The organism is Cupriavidus sp. 21MJTG02-4, assembly GCF_057798975.1.
Genome location: NZ_JBYOJP010000004.1, coordinates 479,721 through 500,388, shown reverse-complemented (window position 1 = coordinate 500,388; position 20,668 = coordinate 479,721). Strand labels below are relative to the sequence as shown.

Genomic DNA, 20,668 nt, shown 5'->3' with positions numbered 1-20,668 from the left:
CGAGGTGCCGTCCGGCATCAGGCCCTTGCCTTGCGTCGAGCGGATGGCCTGGCACAGGTTGGTCTTGCGCGACAGGCAGAACTTGCACTGGCGGCACTCCGGCGTGTACAGCGGGATCACGTGGTCGCCCGGCCTGAGCGAAGTCACGCCCGGGCCGACGTCGGTGACGATGCCGGCGCCCTCATGGCCGAGAATCGCCGGGAAGATGCCTTCCGGGTCCGCGCCCGACAGCGTGTAGTAATCGGTGTGGCAGATGCCGGTGGCCTTGATTTCCACCAGGACTTCACCGGCGCGCGGCCCGTCCAGGTCCACCTCTTCGATCGTTAGCGGCTTTCCCGCCTCCCAGGCAACTGCTGCGCGTGTTTTCATTGAACGTCCCTATTGAATCAAGCTCTTGGTGCCAGACTATAAATGGACCGACGATGGCGATGGCCGGTCCGGTATGCAGTTGTCCAAAGACGGACGCAAGTTGGCCGACGCCCGTCATCGCTCGTGCGAACGGAACGCGGAGAAAGACAATTTCCCCATCATGGAACGACAGGTTCAGCATTCGCTTTCACTTTCACTTTCAGTGAGCGCCGCTACCTCGGTGGCATTGCCATCGCGCTGCGACGCCGGATCTATGCCCTTGTCGCGATAGGTGGCGGGCGGGATTCCGAACTGCTTGCGAAATTCTCGGCCCAGGTGTGATGCGTCGGCAAAGCCGCAGCCCAACGCGATGTCGGAAACCGTGCGGTCCGAGCTGTTCAACAGCCACGCCGCCGTGCGTAGCCGCACATGCTTGGCGAATGCCTGCGGGCTCTTGCCGGTCTCTGCCTTGAAGAGGCGCTCAAGCTGGCGCGGCGACATGTCGAGCTTGCAGGCGAGCGCCTCAAGCGGCAGCGCCCGGCCGACGTGCTGCTCCATCAGCAGGATCGCGCGCTTGACCTTCGGGTGCGTCGCCGGCTCGAGGCCGGGCGGATGTGGCTGCGGCGCGTTGCCTTTTTGCATCTCGCCGACGAGCAGGATCCGCAGCGCCTTCTGTACCGTGGCGTGATCGAAGTGGCGCAGCAAAATGGCGGCGGCGACGTCGATCGACGCCCGCCCGCCCGAGCAGGTGATGCGCCGGCGGTCGATCACAAACAGCCGGTCCGCAATCAGCAGGTCCGGATCGACCGAGGGAAAGCGCTCAACAAAATCCCAGTAATGGAACCAGCTGACGCAGGCGCGATGCCCTTCGAGTACACCCGCGCGCATCAGCGAGAAGACGCCGGTGCAGATGCCAACGATCGTCGCGCCGCCGGCGGCCGCGCGACGGATGAACTCGAGCGTCTCAGGTCCCGCCTGGGGCCCCGAGTGCAGTAGCCCGCCAACCACGACCACGTAGTCGAACGGCTCCGCGTCGTCGAATGTCTCCCATGGCGCGACCTGGATCCCGCAACTCGCGCGTACCGGCGCGAGGGTGTTTCCGATTACCGTCCAGACACACCGCACCGGCTTGCTGTAGTCGCCGTCGTCCGCCGACAGTCTGAGCATGTCGACGAAACCCGAAAACGCGGTCAACGTGAAGTTCGGCAGCAGCACGATGCCGAAGCGGACGCGCCGGGGCGCCGGCTCGGCGACGGGAGAAATGGGTACGTCGGGTGTCATGGCGGCATCCATCTTGACAGGCTCGTGCAGGCGGGCGGATCGGGGTGGCGGGCTGGAGCTTCGGTGGCGAACGCTGGTGATGCATACGGCATCCCATGCAGCCCTCGCGGCCCACCCGCACGACGCGGCTCCGTCACCGCCAGAGTCGCCGATCGGCGGGGCGCGGACTTGTGCATTTGCGACACGAATCATCGCCAAAGCGAACTTCCGGCGAGTCCGGACCGCCCCCTGGCGTCGCTGTCCCACGTTGATGCCGCTTTTGTTCTATCGGCAATTTCCGCACTTTGATGTACTGGCATCCAACGACACCTACCAGGCCAGAGCAAAGAGGCAGCCAGATGAATGTCAGTGTTTTCGACCTTTTCAAAATCGGCATCGGTCCATCGAGTTCACACACAGTCGGCCCGATGATCGCCGCATGTCGCTTCGTTTCGCATCTTGAGGATGCGAACCTGCTCGGCTTCGTGCGGCGCGTGCGGGCGGAACTGTACGGTTCGCTCGGCGCGACCGGCAAGGGCCATGGCACCGACAAGGCGGTGCTGCTCGGGCTGGAGGGAAGCCTGCCGGACCGGATCGATCCGGACGCCATTGAGCCACGCCTTGCGCAGATGCGCAAGGACAGGCGCCTGCTGCTCCTTGGCAAGCATGAGATCGCCTTCGACGAGAAGGAGCATATCGGCTTCTTCCGCCGGCTGATGAGCGGCACCGGGAACGTCGTGCATCCCAACGGCATGCGCTTCCAGGCGTTCGACGAGCAGGGGCAGTTGCTCGTCGAAAAAGAGTTCTACTCGATCGGTGGCGGCTTCGTCATCAATCGCGACGGGGACCGCGTGAATGGCGTGCGCGCGGCGGCCGAGGTGCCGTATCCGTTCCGCACCGGGGCCGACCTGATGCAAGCCTGCGGCGACAGCGGCTTGTCGATTGCGGCGCTCGTCTTTCGCAACGAATGCGCGCTGCGCCCGGCGGAAGACGTACGCGCCGGGCTGCTGGCGATCTGGCAAACGATGGCGGCCTGCGTCGAGCGCGGCTGCAAGGTCGAGGGCGAGCTGCCCGGCCCGATGCGCGTGAAGCGCCGCGCGGCGGAGCTCAACCACCGGTTGCGCACACGCTCCGAGGAATCGCTGCGTGATCCGCTGTCGATGCTTGACTGGGTCAATCTCTATGCAATGGCCGTCAATGAGGAGAACGCGGCGGGCGGCCGCGTCGTCACCGCGCCGACCAACGGCGCGGCTGGCGTGATCCCGGCGGTGCTCCACTACTACGTGAAGTTCGTGCCCGGTTCGAATGACGATGGCATCGTCGACTTCCTTTTGACGGCGGCGGCGATCGGGATGATCTACAAGGAAACCGCGTCGATCTCGGGCGCCGAGGTCGGTTGCCAGGGCGAAGTGGGCGTTGCGTGTTCGATGGCTGCGGCCGCGCTAGCCGCAGTGATGGGCGGCACCCCGGGCCAGGTCGAGAACGCCGCCGAAATCGGCATGGAGCACAACCTCGGGATGACCTGCGATCCGGTCGGCGGGCTGGTCCAGATCCCATGCATCGAGCGCAATGCGATGGGTGCAATCAAGGCGCTCAACGCCTCGCGCATGGCGCTGAAGGGCGACGGCCAGCACTACGTGTCGCTCGACTCGGTGATCAAGACCATGCGCGAGACCGGTGCCGACATGAAGACGAAGTACAAGGAGACGTCGCGCGGCGGTCTGGCCGTGAACGTCATTGAATGCTAACGAGGGTCCATCCAATGAGCCGCTATTCGATATTCAGTCTGTTCCGCAACGGCTTGTCCTATCACGAGAATTGGGAGAAGCAATGGCGGAGCCCGGAGCCCAGGCGCGAGTATGACGTGGTGATCGTCGGCGGCGGTGGGCACGGCCTCGCGACCGCCTACTACCTCGCGAAGGAGCACGGCATCACGAACGTCGCCGTGCTCGAAAAGGGCTGGATCGGCGGCGGCAACACGGCGCGCAACACGACCATTGTCCGCTCGAACTACCTGTGGGACGAGTCCGCGGCGCTCTACGAAAAGGCGATGAAGCTGTGGGAAGGCTTGTCGCAGGACCTGAACTACAACGTGATGTTCAGCCAGCGCGGCGTGATGAACCTGGCCCACACGCTGCAGGATGTGCGCGACACCGAGCGCCGGGTCAACGCGAACCGCCTGAACGGCGTCGACGCGGAGTTCCTGACGCCGCAGCAAATCAAGGAGATCGAGCCAACGATCAACCTGAACAGCCGCTACCCCGTCCTTGGCGCGTCGATCCAGCGCCGGGCCGGCGTGGCCCGGCACGACGCGGTCGCGTGGGGCTTCGCGCGCGGCGCCGATCGTGCCGGGATCGACATCATCCAGAACTGCCAGGTGACGGGCATCCGCCGAGACGGCGGCGCGGTGGTGGGCGTCGAGACCGTGAAGGGCTTTATCAAGGCGAAGAAGGTCGCGGTGGTCGCGGCCGGCAACACGACGACCATCGCCGACATGGCGGGCGTGCGCCTGCCGATCGAGAGCCACCCGTTGCAGGCCCTGGTGTCGGAGCCGATCAAGCCGGTCGTCAACTCGGTGATCATGTCCAACGCGGTGCACGCGTACATCAGCCAGTCTGACAAGGGTGACCTGGTGATCGGTGCCGGCATCGACCAGTACACCGGCTTTGGCCAGCGCGGCAGCTTCCAGGTCATCGAAGGGACGCTGCAGGCAATCGTCGAAATGTTTCCGGTGTTCTCGCGTGTGCGGATGAACCGGCAGTGGGGCGGCATCGTCGACGTGTCGCCGGATGCCTGCCCGATCATCAGCAAGACCGACGTGAAGGGCCTCTATTTCAACTGCGGCTGGGGCACGGGCGGCTTCAAGGCGACGCCGGGCTCGGGCTGGGTATTCGCGCACACGATCGCGCGCGACGAGCCGCATCCGATCAACGCCCCGTTCGCGCTGGATCGCTTCTATACCGGCCACCTGATCGACGAGCACGGCGCTGCCGCTGTCGCGCACTGAACGCCCCAAGGAGAAAGAAATGTTGCTGATCGAATGTCCATGGTGTGGCCCGCGCGCCGAATCCGAGTTCTCGTGTGGCGGCGAGGCCGACATCGCGCGCCCGCTCGAAACCGATAAGCTGTCCGACCGCGAATGGGGCGACTACCTGTTCATGCGCACCAATACCCGCGGCACGCATCGCGAACAATGGATCCACGCCCAGGGCTGCCGCCGGTGGTTCAAGGTCGAGCGCGATACCGTCACCTACGACATCAAGGGCTACGAGACCTTCGTCCAGCCCGCCGCCAATGCATCGCAGAAAGGGGCCAAGAAATGAGCCAGAAAGACCGTCTCGGCGCGGGCGGCCGCATCCATCGCGGCCAGCCGCTGGCCTTCACGTTCAACGGACGCGCCTACCAGGGCTACCAGGGCGACACGCTGGCGTCCGCGCTGCTCGCCAACGGCGTCCGCTTTGTCGCGCGCAGCTTCAAGTACCATCGCCCGCGCGGCATCATGACCGCCGACGTCGCGGAGCCAAATGCCGTGGTGCAACTGGAACGCGGCGCGTACACGGTGCCGAATGCCCGCGCGACCGAGATCGAGCTGTACGAAGGGCTCATCGCCACGAGCGTGAACGCCGAACCGGACCTGGAGCACGACCGCATGGCGGTCAACCAGAAGTTCGCGCGCTTCATGCCGGCCGGCTTCTACTACAAGACCTTCATGTGGCCGCGCAAGATGTGGCCGAAGTATGAGGAGAAGATCCGCGAGGCGGCGGGCCTGGGCAAGGCGCCGACGACGCTGGACGCCGATCGCTACGACAAATGCTACGCGCATTGCGATGTGCTCGTGGTCGGAGGCGGCCCGACCGGCCTTGCGGCCGCCCATGCGGCGGCAGAGACCGGCGCACGCGTGATTCTGGTCGACGACCAGCGTGAGCTCGGCGGCAGCCTGCTGTCCGGGCGGACCGAGATCAACGGCAAGCCCGCACTGCAGTGGGTCGGCGAGATCGAGAGCAAGCTGCGCAAGCTGCCTGACGTGACGATCCTGTCGCGCAGCAACGCGTTCGGCTACCAGGACCACAATCTTGTCACCGTGACGCAGCGCCTCACCGACCATCTGCCGGTAGCGATGCGCCATGGCTCGCGCGAGCTGCTGTGGAAAATCCGCGCAAAACGGGTGATCCTGGCGACCGGCGCACATGAGCGCCCGATCGTCTTCGGCAACAATGATCTGCCGGGCGTGATGATGGCATCGGCGGTATCGACCTACATCCATCGCTTTGGCGTACTGCCGGGGCGCGACGCGGTCGTGTTCACCAACAATGATCGCGGCTATCAGGCGGCGCTCGACCTGAAGGCAAGCGGCGCGAAGGTGACGGTCGTCGATCCGCGCGCTTCGGCCACCGGCGCGCTGCCCGCCCTCGCGAAGCGGCAGGGCGTGACCGTCATGAACGGCGCGGTCGTGATGGCCGCGTCCGGCAAGCGGCACGTTACGTCAGTCAATGTGACTTCCTATGCAAACGGGCAGGCCGGTAGCAAGGTGTCCAGGATCCCCTGCGATCTCGTCGCCATGTCCGGCGGCCTGAGCCCGGTGCTTCACCTGTTCGCACAGTCGGGCGGCAAGGCACAGTGGAGCGATGAGAAGGTGTGCTTCGTGCCAGGCAAGTCGCTGCAGGCCGAGGTGAGCATTGGCGCCGCGGCAGGGGAATTCAACCTGGCACTGGCGCTGCCGCTCGCGCTGGAAGCGGGCCTCGACGCGGCCAGGGCTGCCGGCCTCGGTAGCGCAAAGCGCCCGGCCGTGCCGAAGGTCACAGCCCTCGCCGAGGGCGCGCTGTTGCCGCTTTGGCTCGTCGGCAGCCGCGCGGCCGCCGCACGCGGGCCGAAGCAGTTCGTCGACTTCCAGAACGATGTCGCCGCGTCGGACATCCTGCTTGCCGCGCGCGAAGGCTTCGAATCGGTCGAACATGTGAAGCGCTACACCGCGATGGGCTTTGGTACCGACCAGGGCAAGCTCGGCAATATCAACGGGATGGCGATCCTGGCACAGGCGCTCGGCAAGTCGATTCCCGAGACCGGCACGACCACGTTTCGTCCGAACTACACGCCGGTCACGTTCGGCACGTTCGCCGGGCGGGAAGTCGGCGACTTCCTTGACCCGATTCGAAAGACCTGCGTGCACGAATGGCACGTCGAGCATGGCGCGCTGTTCGAGGATGTCGGCAACTGGAAGCGTCCCTGGTACTTTCCGAAGCGGGGCGAGGACCTGCATGCCGCGGTGAAGCGCGAATGCCTCGCCGTGCGCAATAGCGTCGGCATCCTCGATGCGTCGACGCTCGGCAAGATCGACATCCAGGGTCCGGACGCAGTGACGCTGCTTAACTGGATGTACACGAACCCCTGGAACAAGCTCGAAGTCGGCAAGTGCCGCTATGGCCTGATGCTTGACGAGAACGGCATGGTCTTCGACGACGGCGTGACGGTGCGGCTTGGCGAGCAGCATTTCATGATGACGACGACGACGGGCGGCGCCGCGCGCGTGCTGACCTGGCTTGAGCGTTGGCTGCAGACCGAGTGGCCGGACATGAAAGTCCGGCTGTCATCGGTCACCGATCACTGGGCGACCTTCGCGGTGGTCGGGCCGAAGAGCCGAAAGGTGTTGCAGAAGGTCAGCCATGACATCGACTTCGCGAACGATGCATTCCCGTTCATGAGCTATCGGAACGGCACCGTCGCCGGTGCAAGGGCGCGCGTGATGCGGATCAGCTTCTCGGGCGAACTGGCGTACGAAGTGAACGTGCCGGCAAACGCGGGCCGCGCGGTGTGGGAAGCGCTGATGGCGGCAGGCGCCGAGTTCGACATCACGCCGTACGGCACGGAAACGATGCACGTGCTGCGTGCGGAGAAGGGCTACATCATTGTTGGCCAGGACACCGACGGTTCGATCACGCCGTACGATCTCGGCATGGGCGGCGTTGTCGCGAAGTCGAAGGACTTCCTGGGCAAGCGCTCGCTGACGCGTTCGGATACCGCCAAGGACGGCCGCAAGCAGTTCGTCGGCCTGCTGACTGACGACGCGGACTTTGTGCTGCCGGAGGGTGCACAGATCCTCGCGCCGGGTACGCGCCTGTCGTCCACCGAGGCAACACCGATGATCGGTCATGTGACCTCCAGCTACTACAGCCCGATCCTCAAGCGCTCGATTGCGCTCGCCGTGGTCAAGGGCGGCCTGGGCAAGATGGGCGAGAGCGTTGCGATCCCGCTGGCCGATGGCCGGCGCGTGATGGCAAAGATCTCCAGCCCGGTTTTCTACGATACCGAAGGGGTGCGCCAGAATGTGGAATGAAACGGGAAATGCTACGCCGGTGGCCGACATGCCGGCGTCTGAGGCGCGCAAGCGCGCCGTGCGACTCGAGTCGCCGTTCGTCGGCGCGGCCGACCTGCTGAACGCGCAGATGTCGGGTGCGGCGAAGCTGTTCGTGATGCGCGAGCGGGCCTTTCTGGATCTCGTGATCGTGCGTGGTGAGTTGTCCGATCCCTTGTTCGTCGATGCGTTCGAGAGCGTGGTCGGTTGCCGCCCACCCGCAGCACCGAACACCGTCGCGCGGAGCGCTACCTATGACGTGCTGTGGCTCGGCCCGGACGAGTGGCTCGTGCGGTCGAACGGGCCGGTGCCGGCGGGTGTACTGGAGCCGAAGCTTACCCAGGCGATCGCCGGGGCGTATGCGGCGGCGGTCGACGTCGGCAGCGGCTACACGGTTGTCGAGATCCGTGGCGAGCGTGTGCGTGACGTGCTCGCGCGCGGCTGCCCGCTCGACCTGCATCCGCGCGTGCTCAAGCCGGGGCAGTGCGTGCAGAGCCACTACTTCAAGGCCTCGATCGTGCTCGTGCCGACAGAAGCCGACCGCTTCGAGATCGTGGTGCGCCGCAGCTTTGCCGATTACTTCTGCCGCATCATCCTGGACGCGGCGGTGCCGCTGACATCATGAAGCTCGTCGATAACGCGTTCAACGGTCCGCTGGCCGCGCTTGATGCACCGCTCCTGCCCGGGCGCGGGTGGAGTGTGTTCATCGATGCCCTGGCGGTGCCGGTGCGGATAGGCATCCATCCGCACGAGCACGATGCACCGCAGCCGATCATCATCGATGCGCGTCTCGGCTATCGCAGCGAGCCGCGCGAAGATGGCGAATGGATCGACTACGAAGGCTATTGTGCTCGCCTGGCCGGGTTTCTCGGGCACAAGCCGCATACGCGGCTGCTCGAGACGCTGGTGGCCGAGATCGCGGAGCTGTCGTTTCGCGAATGGCCCGCGCTCGACACGTTGACGCTGGCCGTGCATAAGCCGAAGATCCGGCCCGGCACGCAACGCGTCGGTGTCGCACTCGAGTGGACACGCGCCGATTACCTGAGGCGCAGCGGGAAAGTGGCCTGAGCACTGCCGGGACCATGTCGGCCTTGTTCAAACGCGTGTCGGTATTCGACATGGGCTTCCCGGCCTTCCGGACTACTCTCCTAGACGCCGCCGCAGTTGGCGCACCGACCGGTGAGCCAGCGGCGCAAGCAAGTCACATAAACACGAGGAGAGAATCCGATGAAAATGGGAGCGACTGCGGGCTCGGCCCTGGCTTTGATGGTTTCCACGTCCGCCTTTGCCCAAAGCGGCGTCACGCTGTACGGCATCATCGACGAAGGCATCAACTACACCAGCAACGTCGGTGGACATAGCCTGACCGAGGTGGCAAGCGGTTTTGCGCAAGGCAGCCGCTGGGGCCTGAAGGGCACGGAAGACCTGGGCGCCGGCCTCAAGGCGCTGTTCCAGCTCGAAGGCGGCTTCAATGCGAGCAATGGCAAAGCGGCACAGGGCGGATTGCTGTTTGGCCGGCAAGCCTATGCCGGGCTTTCCGACAACCGATTCGGCAGCGTCACGGTCGGGCGCCAGTATGACTCGGTGATCGACTATCTGGCGCCGACGACTGTTGCCGGAAACTGGGGCGGTACCATGTTTGGCCATCCCTACGACAACGACAACTTCATCTACTCGTTCCGCGTCAACAATACCGTCAAGTACACGAGCCCATCGTTTGGCGGCTTCCAGTTCGGCGGCACCTACAGCTTCAGCAACGACACCAGCTTTGCCAACAACCGCCAGTTTGGCGGAGGGATGCAGTACGCGAATGGCGGGTTGCTGCTGGCGGCGGCCTATCTGCAGGCGGACAACCCATCGGCCACGTCGGGGGGCGCCATCACCAACGGCGGCGACCAGAACTTTCTTGCCAAGCGCTTGCGCATCTTCGGTGCCGGCGTCAACTACACGTTCGGCGCGGCGACGGCCGGCTTCGCCTACTCCAATTCGAACCTGACCGAGCCGCTGTCCACGTCGTACATCTCCGGTTCGATCCTGCCGGCCACCGGAACGCTGAACTCTCTCCGGTTCCAGAACCTGGAGGTGAATTTCAAGTACCAGTTCACGCCCGCTTTCTATGCGGGCGGGGCCTACACGCTCACCCTGGAGAACTTCAATGCATCGTCCGGCGACGCAAAGCCGAAAGTGCATTCCTTTGGCCTGATGGCGGATTACAGCTTCTCCAAGCGCACCGACGTTTACCTCCAGGGCGCCTACCAGCGTGTCGCCGGCGGCAAGACCGGCACTGCACTGGACATGGCCGACCTTCCCGGCGCGGCGAACGCATCATCGACATCGAGCCAGTTCCAGGTTCGCGCCGCGATTCGCCATAAGTTCTGAACCCATTGCTTTCCTGAGGTGGCCGCGAGTCGCGACAGCGACTCGCGGCAGACAGCCCGGACAGCCACGCAAGGCCCGATCAGCGATCCGATCCGCACTGCCGCCATACATTCTGGCCGTACAGGTACGCCATCACGCCGCCGCCGGGCAGCGACGCGATGCAGGTCGGCTTGCGCCCCCAGCGCTCGACGAGCCATGCTGCGCACAGGAAGCCCGGCACGCCGCCAAGAGAAATCAGTACCGTGTAGTAGACCGATTGCGTCACCGCAAAGCCGGCCTGCTGCAACAGCGCGTCAAGCCAGGACGTCAGCCCGTAGAAGCCGAGCAGCGCGAAGAACCATAGCAACCAGACCATCGTCGTGCGGCGGCGATAGGCGCCGCTCCAAATCTCGCGCAGCGCGCCGCGCCCGCGCACTGGCGCGGTGGTCAGGTATTGCGCGGGCCGTGGCAGGTTCGCCAGGTGTACGCGGGGGGTTCGTGTTGGCGACGCTGCCCGATGTCGGCAATGTGCAAGCGCCTGTCGGGTTCTCGACGTCTTCCCCGGTTTCCCTGGACTACTCTCGATGGCGCATGCTGCGCATGCCACGCCAGTCGGCGCGGCCGCGGCACGGTGCAACGAGACATGGAGACAAGACAATGAGCAGCAACCGCGGTGTCGTATATCAGGGGGCGGGTAGCGTCGAGGTGCAAACGATCGACTATCCGAAGATGGTCGATCCGAGCGGCCGTGCGATCGGCCACGGCGTGATCCTCAAGGTCGTGAGCACAAACATCTGCGGGTCCGATCAGCACATGGTGAGAGGACGCACCACCGCGCCGACCGGGCTCGTGCTGGGTCACGAGATCACGGGAGAGGTGATCGAGGTTGGCCGGGACGTCGAGACGCTGAAGATCGGCGACCTCGTCTCCGTGCCGTTCAACGTCGCGTGCGGACGGTGCGCGATGTGCAAGGAGCAGCACACCGGCGTATGCCTGAGCGTCAATCCGTCGCGCGCGGGGGGAGCCTACGGGTACGTCGACATGGGCGGGTGGATCGGCGGGCAGGCCGAGTATGTGCTGGTACCGTATGCCGATTTCAACCTGTTGAAGTTTCCCGACCGCAACCAGGCGATGGCGAAGATGCGCGATCTCACCTGTCTGTCGGACATCCTGCCCACTGGCTACCATGGCGCTGTGACTGCCGGTGTGAAGCCCGGCTCGACGGTCTACATCGCCGGTGCCGGCCCGGTCGGCATGGCAGCGGCCGCGTCAGCGCGCCTGCTCGGTGCCGCTTGCACGATCGTAGGCGACATGAACCCGGCGCGGCTCGCGCACGCGAAGGCAATGGGTTTCGAAGTCGTCGATCTGTCGAGGGACGCTACGCTCGGCGAGCAGATCGCCGAGATTCTCGGCACGCCGGAGATCGACTGCGCGGTGGATTGCGTCGGCTTCGAAGCGCACGGCCACGGCTCGGCGGGTCATGCGGAGGAGGCGCCCGCCACGGTGCTTAATTCGCTGATGGAAATCACCCGGCCCGCCGGTGCGATCGGCATTCCGGGGCTTTACGTGACCGATGATCCGGGCGCCAGGGATGCCGGGGCACAGCGCGGCAGCCTGAGTATTCGCTTTGGTCTTGGCTGGGCGAAATCGCACTCGTTCCATACGGGCCAGACGCCGGTGCTCAGGTACAACCGCAACCTGATGCAGGCGATCCTGCACAACCGGTTGCCGATTGCGCAGATCGTCAATGTGACTGTCATTTCACTGGACCAGGCGCCGGAGGGCTACAAGCAATTCGATGGTGGCGCACCCCGCAAGTTCGTCATCGATCCGCACGGGCTGCTGGCGGCCTGACCCGCGAGACGGAAACGAAACGGGCGGCCGATGTCTGGCCGCCCGTTTCTGTCTGGCGTTGCGGTGTCAATGGGGTTGCATCATCGCCGACGCGTAGGCGGATGCGCCGTGCGCGGCGGACTTCGCCAGCGGCGCGCCCTGCGCCCTGCGCTCGCGCGTCGGCGGGACGCCGAACGCGTCGCGGTAGCTCTTGCTGAAATGGCACGCCGACTGGAAGCCGCATGCCATGGTGATGTGCATGATCGACATATCGGTCTGCAGCAGCAGCTCGCGCGCGCGGCGCAAGCGCAGCGTCAGGTAGTAATGCGTGGGCGTCATCCCGAGATGGTCGCGGAACAGGCGCTGCAATTGCCGCTGCGACAGGCTTGCCAGCCGTGCAAGCTCTTCGCGCGACAGCGGCTCTTCGATGTTGTTTTCCATCAGCGACACCACTTCGAACAGCGATTTCTTGGCCGAGCCCAGTCGCGCGACCAACGGCATCTTCTGCTGCGCGCTGGTGTCGCGCACGTGCTCGACGATGAACTGCTCGGCGATCTGCGTCACAAGGGCGCTGCCAACGCGCCGGTTGATCAGGTTCAGCATCATGTCCAGCGGCGCGACCCCGCCGGTGCATGTGACCCGGTCGCGGTCGATCACGAACAGTTCCTTCAGGAAGCGCGTGTCGGGAAACTCCTCCTTGAGCGCCGACATGTTCTCCCAGTGGATCGCGCAGGCATAGCCGGCCAGCAGCCCGGATTTCGCGAGCGCGTACGTGCCGGTGCAAAGGCTGCCCAGCATGATGCCCTCGCGCGCCGCGCGGCGCAGGGTGGAAAGATGCTCCGAGGTCGTCGAGCGCTGCACCTCGATGCCGCCGCAGACGAACACGATGTCCGGACGCCCGATGCTGGCCGCGGGGTGAGTGTCGATCGCCAGGCCGTTGCTCGCTGTCACCGGCCCGCCCTCCGGGCTGATGATGGTCCAGCGGTACAGTTCCTGGCCGCTCAGGTAATTGGCCATGCGCAGGACCTCGATCGCGTTGGTGAACGCGATCATCGTGAAGTTGGGCAGCGGCATGAACGCGAAGTGAGCTAACGACGCGGAGCGGTCGGTCGACATGGGTGGGGGCGTCCTTCGGATTTTTAAGGTGCATGTCCAGTCCTCGGGAAAAGGACTGGCTGCTCTTTGTATTTCATTGTTATGTCAGCCGCAACTAGCGTGCCATACGGCGAAACCCTAGCCAGTCAACAGGGTGCGTCAACGAAGACATGGTGCGCACCGAGCGTGTTGCACTGCAATCGAGAAACGCTGCCCGCGCATCGCGCCTCGCGCACCGTCTCAGTGCATCCCATGGCCACTTGTGAAAATCGGACGCGCATGGCGGAAATGGAAAAGAACGCGTCTGAATTCATCAATCGGGCGGGAGCGCGAACGACAAGAATAGATCCGTCGGCAACGCTGCGCCGATCGGCTGGAAAGCCTGGCGCAGCGGGCCTTTCGCCCCCCGTCAGCATTTCCATTCCACACGGACCTCTATGTCGAACACTCAGTCTTTCTTCTCGCAGCCCCTGGCCGAGCGCGATGCGCTGGTTCGCGGCGCCCTCTCGAAGGAACTCGAGCGCCAGCAGTCGCAAGTCGAGTTGATCGCGTCAGAAAACATCGTGTCGCGTGCGGTGCTCGAAGCGCAGGGATCGGTACTTACCAACAAGTATGCCGAAGGCTACCCGGGCAAGCGCTACTACGGCGGCTGCGAATTCGCCGACGAAGTCGAGGCGCTCGCGATCGAGCGCGTGAAGCAGCTGTTCCATGCCAGCTATGCCAACGTGCAGCCGCACTCGGGCGCCCAGGCAAATGGCTCGGTCATGCTCGCGCTGACCAGGCCCGGTGACACCGTGCTCGGCATGTCGCTGGACGCGGGCGGCCACCTGACCCATGGCGCCAAGCCGGCTCTGTCGGGCAAGTGGTTCAACGCCGTGCAGTATGGTGTCAACCGGGAGTCGATGCTGATCGACTACGACCAGGTCGAAGCGCTGGCGAAGGCGCACAAGCCGAGCCTGATCATCGCCGGATTCTCCGCGTATCCGCGCCAGCTCGACTTCGCCCGCTTCCGCGCGATCGCCGACAGCGTCGGCGCGAAGCTGATGGTGGACATGGCCCACATCGCGGGCGTGATCGCCGCCGGCCGCCATGCGAATCCAGTCGAGCACGCCCACGTCGTCACATCGACCACGCACAAGACCCTGCGCGGCCCGCGTGGCGGCTTCGTGCTGACCAACGACGAAGACATCGCCAAAAAGATCAACTCGGCGGTGTTCCCGGGGCTGCAAGGGGGGCCGCTGATGCACGTGATTGCGGCCAAGGCCGTCGCGTTCGGCGAGGCGCTGACATCGGAGTTCAAGACCTACATCGACAACGTCCTCGCCAACGCGAAGGCGCTGGGCGAAGTGTTGAAGGAGGGCGGCGTCGACCTCGTGACCGGCGGCACCGACAACCACCTGCTGCTGGTCGACCTGCGCCCCAAGGGCCTCAAGGGTACGCAGGTCGAGCAGGCGCTGGAGCGCGCCGGCATCACCTGCAACAAGAACGGCATCCCGTTCGACACCGAGAAGCCGACCATCACGTCGGGCATCCGGCTCGGCGCACCGGCCGCCACGACGCGCGGCTTCGGCGTCGGGGAGTTCCGCGAGATCGGCCGCCTGATCCTGGAGGTGTTCGAATCGCTGCGTGCGAATCCGGACGGCGACGCCCCCACTGAGCAGCGCGTGCGCCGCCAGATCTTCGCGCTGTGCGAGCGCTTCCCGATCTACTGACCCGCCGAACGGACTGGAACGACCTATGAGCCCCCTGCACCAGGACAGCATCATCATCGATGGCCTGAACATCTCGAAGTTCGAGCGGTCGGTGTTCGAAGACATGAAGAAAGGCGGCGTCACAGCCGCGAACTGTACGGTCTCGGTCTGGGACAACTTCACCAGGACCGTCGACAACATCGCGCTGATGAAGCAGGCGATTCGCGACAACAGCGAACTGCTGACGCTCGTGCGCACCACCGACGACATCCAGCGCGCCAAGCACGAAGGCAAGACCGGCGTGATCCTCGGCTTCCAGAACGCCCACGCCTTCGAGGACAACCTCGGCTACATCGAAGCCTTCGCCGACATGGGCGTCCGTGTCGTGCAGCTCTGCTACAACACGCAGAACCTGGTGGGAACCGGATGCTACGAGCGTGATGGCGGGCTGTCGGACTTCGGCCGCGAGGTGATCACGGAGATGAACCGTGTCGGCATCATGGTCGACCTGTCGCACGTCGGCGGCAACACGTCGTCGGAGGCGATTGCGTTCTCGAAGAAGCCGGTGTGCTACTCGCACTGCCTGCCGTCCGGTCTCAAGGAGCATCCGCGCAACAAGAGCGACGCGCAGCTGAAGGAGATCGCCGACGCCGGCGGCTTCGTCGGGGTGACGATGTTCGCGCCGTTCCTCAGGCGCGGGATCCAAGCGACGGTCGACGACTACATCGAAGCAATCGACTACGTCGTCAACCTGATCGGGGAGGACGCGGTCGGCATCGGCACCGACTTCACCCAGGGCTACAGCACCGAATTCTTCGACATGCTGACGCACGACAAGGGCCGCTATCGGCGCCTCACCAACTTCGGCAAGGTGATCAACCCCGAAGGCATCCGCACGATCGGCGAGTTCCCGAACCTGACCGCGGCGATGGAGCGCGCGGGCTGGAAGCCATCGCGCATCCGCAAGATCATGGGCGGCAACTGGGTGCGCGTCTTCAGGGACGTCTGGGGCGCTTGACACCGCGCCATCTGTTAGCTGAATCACATCAATACGGGACGAGCCCGCGCGCAATGCGCGGGCTCGCGGGCGACGCCGCGCCTGCGCAACCGATACAAGCGGCCTTTTCCTCACGGAGTTACCACGATGCAACCGCAACTGCCGATCGACGTTGATCCCGAAACCGGTGTCTGGACCACCGATGCGCTGCCGATGCTTTACGTGCCGCGCCACTTCTTCACGAACAACCATGTCGCCATCGAAGAGGCGCTCGGCCGCGATACCTACGCGGAGATCCTCTACAAGGCCGGCTACAAGTCCGCCTACCACTGGTGCGACAAGGAAGCGCAGTTGCACGATATCAGCGGCATGGCCGTGTTCGAGCACTACCTGAAGCGGTTGTCGCAGCGTGGCTGGGGCCTGTTCTCGATCCTGGAGGCCGATCCGGCGACGGCGAGCGCGCGCATCGCACTGCGCCACTCGTCATTCGTGCTCCAGCAGCCCGGGCAGAGCGGCAAGCTTTGCTACATGTTCGCCGGTTGGTTCGCCGGCGCGATGGACTGGGTCAACGACACGTCCGCCGCGGGCAAGGGCGCTCCGCGTGCGCAATCGAAGGAAGTGCAGTGCGCCGCCGAAGGGCACGATCACTGCGTGTTCGAAGTGTCGCCGATCTCGCGCTGACACCGAAGCCCTTCCGCACTACGACAAATACCAGACACACCAACGCCAGAGGTCGTCCGCGATGCGTTATCCCCACCTGTTCAAACCTTTGCAGCTTAACCAGCTGACGCTGCGCAACCGGATCGTCAGCACGGCGCACGCGGAAGTGTATGCCGAGCCGGGCGGCTTGCCTGGCGACCGCTACGTTCGCTATTACGAGGAGAAGGCGAAGGGCGGTGTCGGCCTGGCGATCTGCGGCGGCTCGAGCCCCGTGTCGATCGACAGTCCCCAGGGTTGGTGGAAGTCGGTGAATCTCTCGACCGACAAGATTATCGATCCACTCTCGCGCCTGGCTGAAGCGATGCACAGGCACGGCGCCAAGATCATGATTCAGGCCACGCACATGGGACGCCGCTCGGCGTTCCACGGCGAGCACTGGCCGCACCTGATGTCGCCGTCCGGCGTACGCGAGCCTGTGCACCGCGGCAATGCGAAGATCATCGAGCCCGAGGAGATCCGCCGCATCATCACCGACTTCGCGGCGGCAGCCAGGCGCGTGAAGGACGCCGGCATGGACGGCATCGAAATTTCGGCCGCGCACCAGCACCTGATCGACCAGTTCTGGAGCCCGCGCACGAATTTCCGCACCGACGAGTGGGGCGGCAGCCTGGAGAACCGGCTGCGCTTCGGCGTCGAGGTGCTGCAGGCCGTGCGCGAGGCGGTTGGCAAGGACTTCTGTGTGGGGCTGCGCATGTGCGGCGACGAGTTCCATGAAGACGGCCTCGATCATGAGCAACTGAAGGAGATCGCGCAGGCAATGTCCGAGTCGGGGCTCATCGACTATCTCGGTGTGATCGGCTCCGGCGCCGACACGCACAACACGCTCGCGAACTGCATGCCGCCGATGGCGCTGCCACCCGAGCCGTTCGTGCATCTGGCCGCGGGCATCAAGTCGGTGATCAAGGTGCCGCTGATGCACGCGCAGAGCATTCGCGACGCGGGCCAGGCCGAGCGCCTGCTCGCCAACGGCATGGTCGACCTGGTCGGCATGACGCGCGCGCAGATCGCGGATCCTCACATGGTCATCAAGATTCGCGACGGCCGCGAGGACGAGATCAAGCAATGCGTCGGCGCCAACTACTGCATCGACCGCCAGTACAACGGCCTTGACGTGCTGTGCGTGCAGAACGCGGCGACCTCGCGCGAAGCCACGATGCCGCACCTCATCGAGAAGTCGCGCGGGCCCAAGCGCAAGGTCGTCGTGGTCGGTGCCGGGCCCGCGGGGCTGGAGGCGGCACGCGTCGCGCGCTCGCGCGGCCATGACGTGGTGCTGTTCGAGAAGCACACCGAAGTGGGCGGCCAGATCCTGCTCGCCTCGAAGGCGCCGCAGCGCGAGCAGATGCAGGGCATCGTGCGCTGGTTCGACATGGAGACCAAACGCCTTGGCGTCGACCGGCGCCTGGGCGTGGAAGCGGATGCGAAGATGATCATGGCGGAGAAGCCGGACATCATCGTGCTCGCCACGGGCGGCCGGGCATTCTCCGATCAGGTCCCTGGCTGGGCCGTGGCCGAGGGTCTCGCGGTCAGTTCGTGGGACGTACTGGCCGGCAACGTCGAGGCTAAGGAGAACGTGCTGGTCTACGACGGCGTGAGCACGCACGCCGGCGCGGGCGTTGCGGACTATCTGGCCAGCCGCGGTGCGAAGGTCGAGATCGTGACGCCCGACGTCAAGGTTGCCGACGACTGCGGCGGCACGACCTTCCCGATCTTCTATCGCCGCCTGTATGCGCAGGGCGTGATCCATACGCCGAACTACTGGCTGGACCGCGTCTACAAGGAGGACGGCAAGACGATCGCGGTGCTGCGCAACGAGTACACCGAAGAGCAGGAGGAGCGTGCGGTCGACCAGGTGGTGATCGAGAACGGCTCGACGCCGAACGACGCGCTGTACTGGAAGCTCAAGCCGGAATCGGTCAACCGCGGCCAGGTCGACGTGCACAAGCTGTTTGCGTCGGAGCCGCAGCCGTGCCTGTCCGAAACGCTTGGCAATGGCCGCTTCCTGCTGTTCCGCGTCGGCGACTGCATCTCGATGCACAACATCCACGGCGCGATCTACGACGCGCTGCGGCTCGCGAAGGACTTCTGACCATGAATCCGTCCCTCCTGATTACCGTTCTGCTCTGGCTGTCGGTGGCGGGGCTCGCTTTCGCGGTCGTGAAGCGCGCGTCGTACTGGCGTCTGGGGCGGGCCACTGCGCCCGGATCGTTCGGCATCATGAACCTGCTGGCGATCCCCAAGCGCTATTTCGTCGACCTGCACCACGTTGTCGCCCGCGATCCGTACATTGCGAAGACGCACGTCGCCACGGCGGGCGGGGCGCTGGCCGCGCTGGCACTCGTGTTCGTCAACTACGGTCTCGCGATCTACTCGCCATGGCTTGACAAGGCGACGTTCGCCGCGGCACTAGCGATGTTGATTGGCGTGGTGTTCGTCTGGCGCCGCCGCGCCGCGAAGGATGTGCCCGCACGCCTGTCCAAGGGGCCGTGGAACACGCTGCCCTGGCTGCTCGGTTCGTTTGCGCTCGGCCTGGTGCTGTTCGTGGCGGTGCCGGCCGACCTGATGTCGGGCGCGTTTGCGGTGATCTGCGCGCTGCTGATCGGCGCCGGCGCCTTCGCGATGACATTCGGCGCGGCAAGAGGCGGCCCGATGAAACACGCGATTGCGGGCCTCATGCATCTGGCGTTTCATCCGCGCCAGGAGCGGTTCGCGGGCAAGGCCGACGCGTACACCGGCAGCGGCACCGCCACGCCGCCAACCGCGCTCAAGCTGCCAGAGATCGAAAAGCAGGAGTACGGCGTTGCCCGGCCCGTCGAGTTCCGCTGGAACCAGCTGCTGAGCTTTGACGCCTGCGTGCAGTGCGGCAAGTGCGAGGCCGCGTGTCCCGCGTTTGCCTCGGGGCAGCCGCTCAATCCGAAGAAGCTGATCCAGGATCTCGTGGTCGGCATGGCGGGCGGCACCGACGCCGCCTACGCCGGCAGCGCGACGCCCGGGATCGCCATCGGCCGCCATCGCGGCGAGCCGAATGGCCCGATCGTGTCGGGCCTGATCGAAGCGCAGACGCTCTGGTCGTGCACGACCTGCCGGGCCTGCGTGCAGGAATGCCCGATGCTGATCGAGCATGTCGATGCGATTGTCGACATGCGCCGCAACCAGACGCTCGTCCATGGCACCGTACCGGGCAAGGGCGCCGAAGTGCTCGCAAACCTGCGCGAGACCGGCACGATGGGCGGCTATGACACCGCGGCGCGCTATGACTGGTCGGTCGACCTCAATGCGCCCGTGGCACAGCGTGGCAAGTCGGTGGACGTGCTGATCGTTGCCGGCGAAGGCGCCTTCGACATGCGCTATCAGCGCACGCTGCGGGCCTTCGTGAAGGTGCTGAACAAGGCCGGCGTCGATTATGCCGTGCTTGGCGGCGCGGAAACCGACACGGGCGATGTGGCCCGCCGGCTTGGCGACGAGGCGACGTTCCAGCAGATGGCGAAGCGCCTGATCGGCACGCTCGGGACCCTGTCATTCGGGCAGATCGTGACGGCGGATCCGCACGTGATGCACAGCCTGCGCAACGAGTATCGCGCCCTGGGCCTGCGCGTCACGGTCAAGCATCACACGAGCTATCTGGCCGAGTTGGCCGACAGCGGCCGCATCGCGCCGAAGGCCGTCGAGGCGCTGCGCGAGAAGCGCACGACCTATCACGACCCATGCTATCTCGGCCGCTACAACGGCGAGACCGAAGCGCCGCGCAAGCTGCTGAAGACGATCGGCATCAAGGTCGTGGAGATGGAGCGCAACGGCATGCGCGGCCGCTGCTGCGGCGGCGGGGGCGGAGCACCGCTGACCGACATTCCGGGCAAGCAGCGCATTCCCGATATCCGCATCGCCGATGCGCAAGCCGTGGGCGCGGAAGTCGTTGCGGTCGGGTGCCCGAACTGCACGGCAATGCTGGAAGGCGTGGTCGGGCCGCGCCCGGAAGTGCTCGATGTAGCCGAACTCGTTGCGGCCTCGCTGGAGTGACTC

16 protein-coding genes and 1 pseudogene are annotated in these 20,668 nt (G+C 65.2%); 13 read left to right on the top strand and 4 right to left on the bottom strand.

Going from position 1 to position 20,668, the window contains the following annotated elements; translation table 11 throughout:
* Together AC3FKH_RS11620 and AC3FKH_RS11615 are read right to left on the bottom strand one after the other, a co-directional pair.
* Nucleotides 1–369 (bottom strand): alcohol dehydrogenase catalytic domain-containing protein (locus tag AC3FKH_RS11620; RefSeq protein WP_488675607.1); only part of this gene is annotated, 369 nt, incomplete at its 3' end.
* A 174-nt stretch (nucleotides 370–543) separates the two neighbouring features.
* A complete protein-coding gene (locus AC3FKH_RS11615) occupies nucleotides 544–1,629 on the bottom strand; it encodes a GlxA family transcriptional regulator (RefSeq protein ID WP_488675652.1) in 1,086 nt (361 codons plus the stop codon).
* Nucleotides 1,630–1,967: 338 nt separating this feature from the next.
* Between AC3FKH_RS11615 and AC3FKH_RS11610 the strand changes: the two genes are divergently transcribed.
* From AC3FKH_RS11610 to AC3FKH_RS11580, 7 genes are all read left to right on the top strand, one after another.
* Entirely contained in the window at nucleotides 1,968–3,356 is a 1,389-nt protein-coding gene (locus AC3FKH_RS11610; protein WP_488675606.1) for an L-serine ammonia-lyase, read from the top strand.
* 14 nt (nucleotides 3,357–3,370) lie between these two features.
* Nucleotides 3,371–4,615: a sarcosine oxidase subunit beta family protein gene (locus AC3FKH_RS11605; protein WP_488675604.1), complete on the top strand. Its 1,245-nt coding sequence runs from the start codon at nucleotides 3,371–3,373 to the stop codon at nucleotides 4,613–4,615.
* Nucleotides 4,616–4,634: 19 nt separating this feature from the next.
* Complete coding sequence (locus tag AC3FKH_RS11600; RefSeq protein ID WP_488675603.1) at nucleotides 4,635–4,931, top strand: sarcosine oxidase subunit delta; 297 nt, start codon at nucleotides 4,635–4,637, stop codon at nucleotides 4,929–4,931.
* Complete coding sequence (locus AC3FKH_RS11595; protein ID WP_488675602.1) at nucleotides 4,928–7,939, top strand: sarcosine oxidase subunit alpha family protein; 3,012 nt, start codon at nucleotides 4,928–4,930, stop codon at nucleotides 7,937–7,939. Before AC3FKH_RS11600 ends, AC3FKH_RS11595 begins: the two co-directional genes overlap by 4 nt.
* Nucleotides 7,929–8,582, top strand: a complete 654-nt coding sequence (locus AC3FKH_RS11590) for a sarcosine oxidase subunit gamma (RefSeq protein WP_488675600.1) — start codon at nucleotides 7,929–7,931, stop codon at nucleotides 8,580–8,582. Before AC3FKH_RS11595 ends, AC3FKH_RS11590 begins: the two co-directional genes overlap by 11 nt.
* Nucleotides 8,579–9,025: a dihydroneopterin aldolase gene (locus AC3FKH_RS11585; protein WP_483734584.1), complete on the top strand. Its 447-nt coding sequence runs from the start codon at nucleotides 8,579–8,581 to the stop codon at nucleotides 9,023–9,025. Before AC3FKH_RS11590 ends, AC3FKH_RS11585 begins: the two co-directional genes overlap by 4 nt.
* Before the next feature lie 159 nt (nucleotides 9,026–9,184).
* The gene (locus AC3FKH_RS11580; RefSeq protein WP_488675597.1) at nucleotides 9,185–10,336 is read left to right on the top strand and encodes a porin; all 1,152 of its coding nucleotides are present in this window, start codon (nucleotides 9,185–9,187) and stop codon (nucleotides 10,334–10,336) included.
* Between the two features lie 109 nt (nucleotides 10,337–10,445).
* Here the strand turns inward: AC3FKH_RS11580 and AC3FKH_RS11575 are convergent.
* Nucleotides 10,446–10,922 (bottom strand): annotated as a pseudogene (locus AC3FKH_RS11575) (MFS transporter); the annotation flags it as partial.
* Between the two features lie 50 nt (nucleotides 10,923–10,972).
* On the opposite strand from AC3FKH_RS11575, the gene fdhA reads away from it, so the two are divergent.
* Nucleotides 10,973–12,169, top strand: coding sequence for a formaldehyde dehydrogenase, glutathione-independent (gene fdhA, locus AC3FKH_RS11570; protein WP_488675596.1), 1,197 nt, complete (start codon nucleotides 10,973–10,975; stop codon nucleotides 12,167–12,169).
* A 66-nt stretch (nucleotides 12,170–12,235) separates the two neighbouring features.
* Here fdhA and AC3FKH_RS11565 read toward each other — a convergent pair whose 3' ends face one another.
* Complete coding sequence (locus AC3FKH_RS11565; protein WP_488675594.1) at nucleotides 12,236–13,264, bottom strand: GlxA family transcriptional regulator; 1,029 nt, start codon at nucleotides 13,262–13,264, stop codon at nucleotides 12,236–12,238.
* Nucleotides 13,265–13,680: 416 nt separating this feature from the next.
* Here AC3FKH_RS11565 and AC3FKH_RS11560 point away from each other — a divergent pair, with 416 nt between their 5' ends.
* From AC3FKH_RS11560 to AC3FKH_RS11540, 5 genes are all read left to right on the top strand, one after another.
* The gene (locus AC3FKH_RS11560; RefSeq protein ID WP_488675593.1) at nucleotides 13,681–14,955 is read left to right on the top strand and encodes a serine hydroxymethyltransferase; all 1,275 of its coding nucleotides are present in this window, start codon (nucleotides 13,681–13,683) and stop codon (nucleotides 14,953–14,955) included.
* Nucleotides 14,956–14,980: 25 nt separating this feature from the next.
* On the top strand, nucleotides 14,981–15,952 hold the full coding sequence (locus AC3FKH_RS11555) for a dipeptidase (RefSeq protein WP_488675591.1): 972 nt from the start codon (nucleotides 14,981–14,983) through the stop codon (nucleotides 15,950–15,952).
* Nucleotides 15,953–16,078: 126 nt separating this feature from the next.
* Nucleotides 16,079–16,612: a DUF5943 domain-containing protein gene (locus AC3FKH_RS11550; RefSeq protein WP_488675589.1), complete on the top strand. Its 534-nt coding sequence runs from the start codon at nucleotides 16,079–16,081 to the stop codon at nucleotides 16,610–16,612.
* A gap of 61 nt (nucleotides 16,613–16,673) precedes the next feature.
* Nucleotides 16,674–18,737, top strand: coding sequence for an oxidoreductase (locus tag AC3FKH_RS11545; RefSeq protein ID WP_488675587.1), 2,064 nt, complete (start codon nucleotides 16,674–16,676; stop codon nucleotides 18,735–18,737).
* Between the two features lie 2 nt (nucleotides 18,738–18,739).
* Nucleotides 18,740–20,665, top strand: a complete 1,926-nt coding sequence (locus tag AC3FKH_RS11540; RefSeq protein ID WP_488675586.1) for a (Fe-S)-binding protein — start codon at nucleotides 18,740–18,742, stop codon at nucleotides 20,663–20,665.
* The last annotated feature ends 3 nt before the right edge of the window (nucleotides 20,666–20,668 follow it).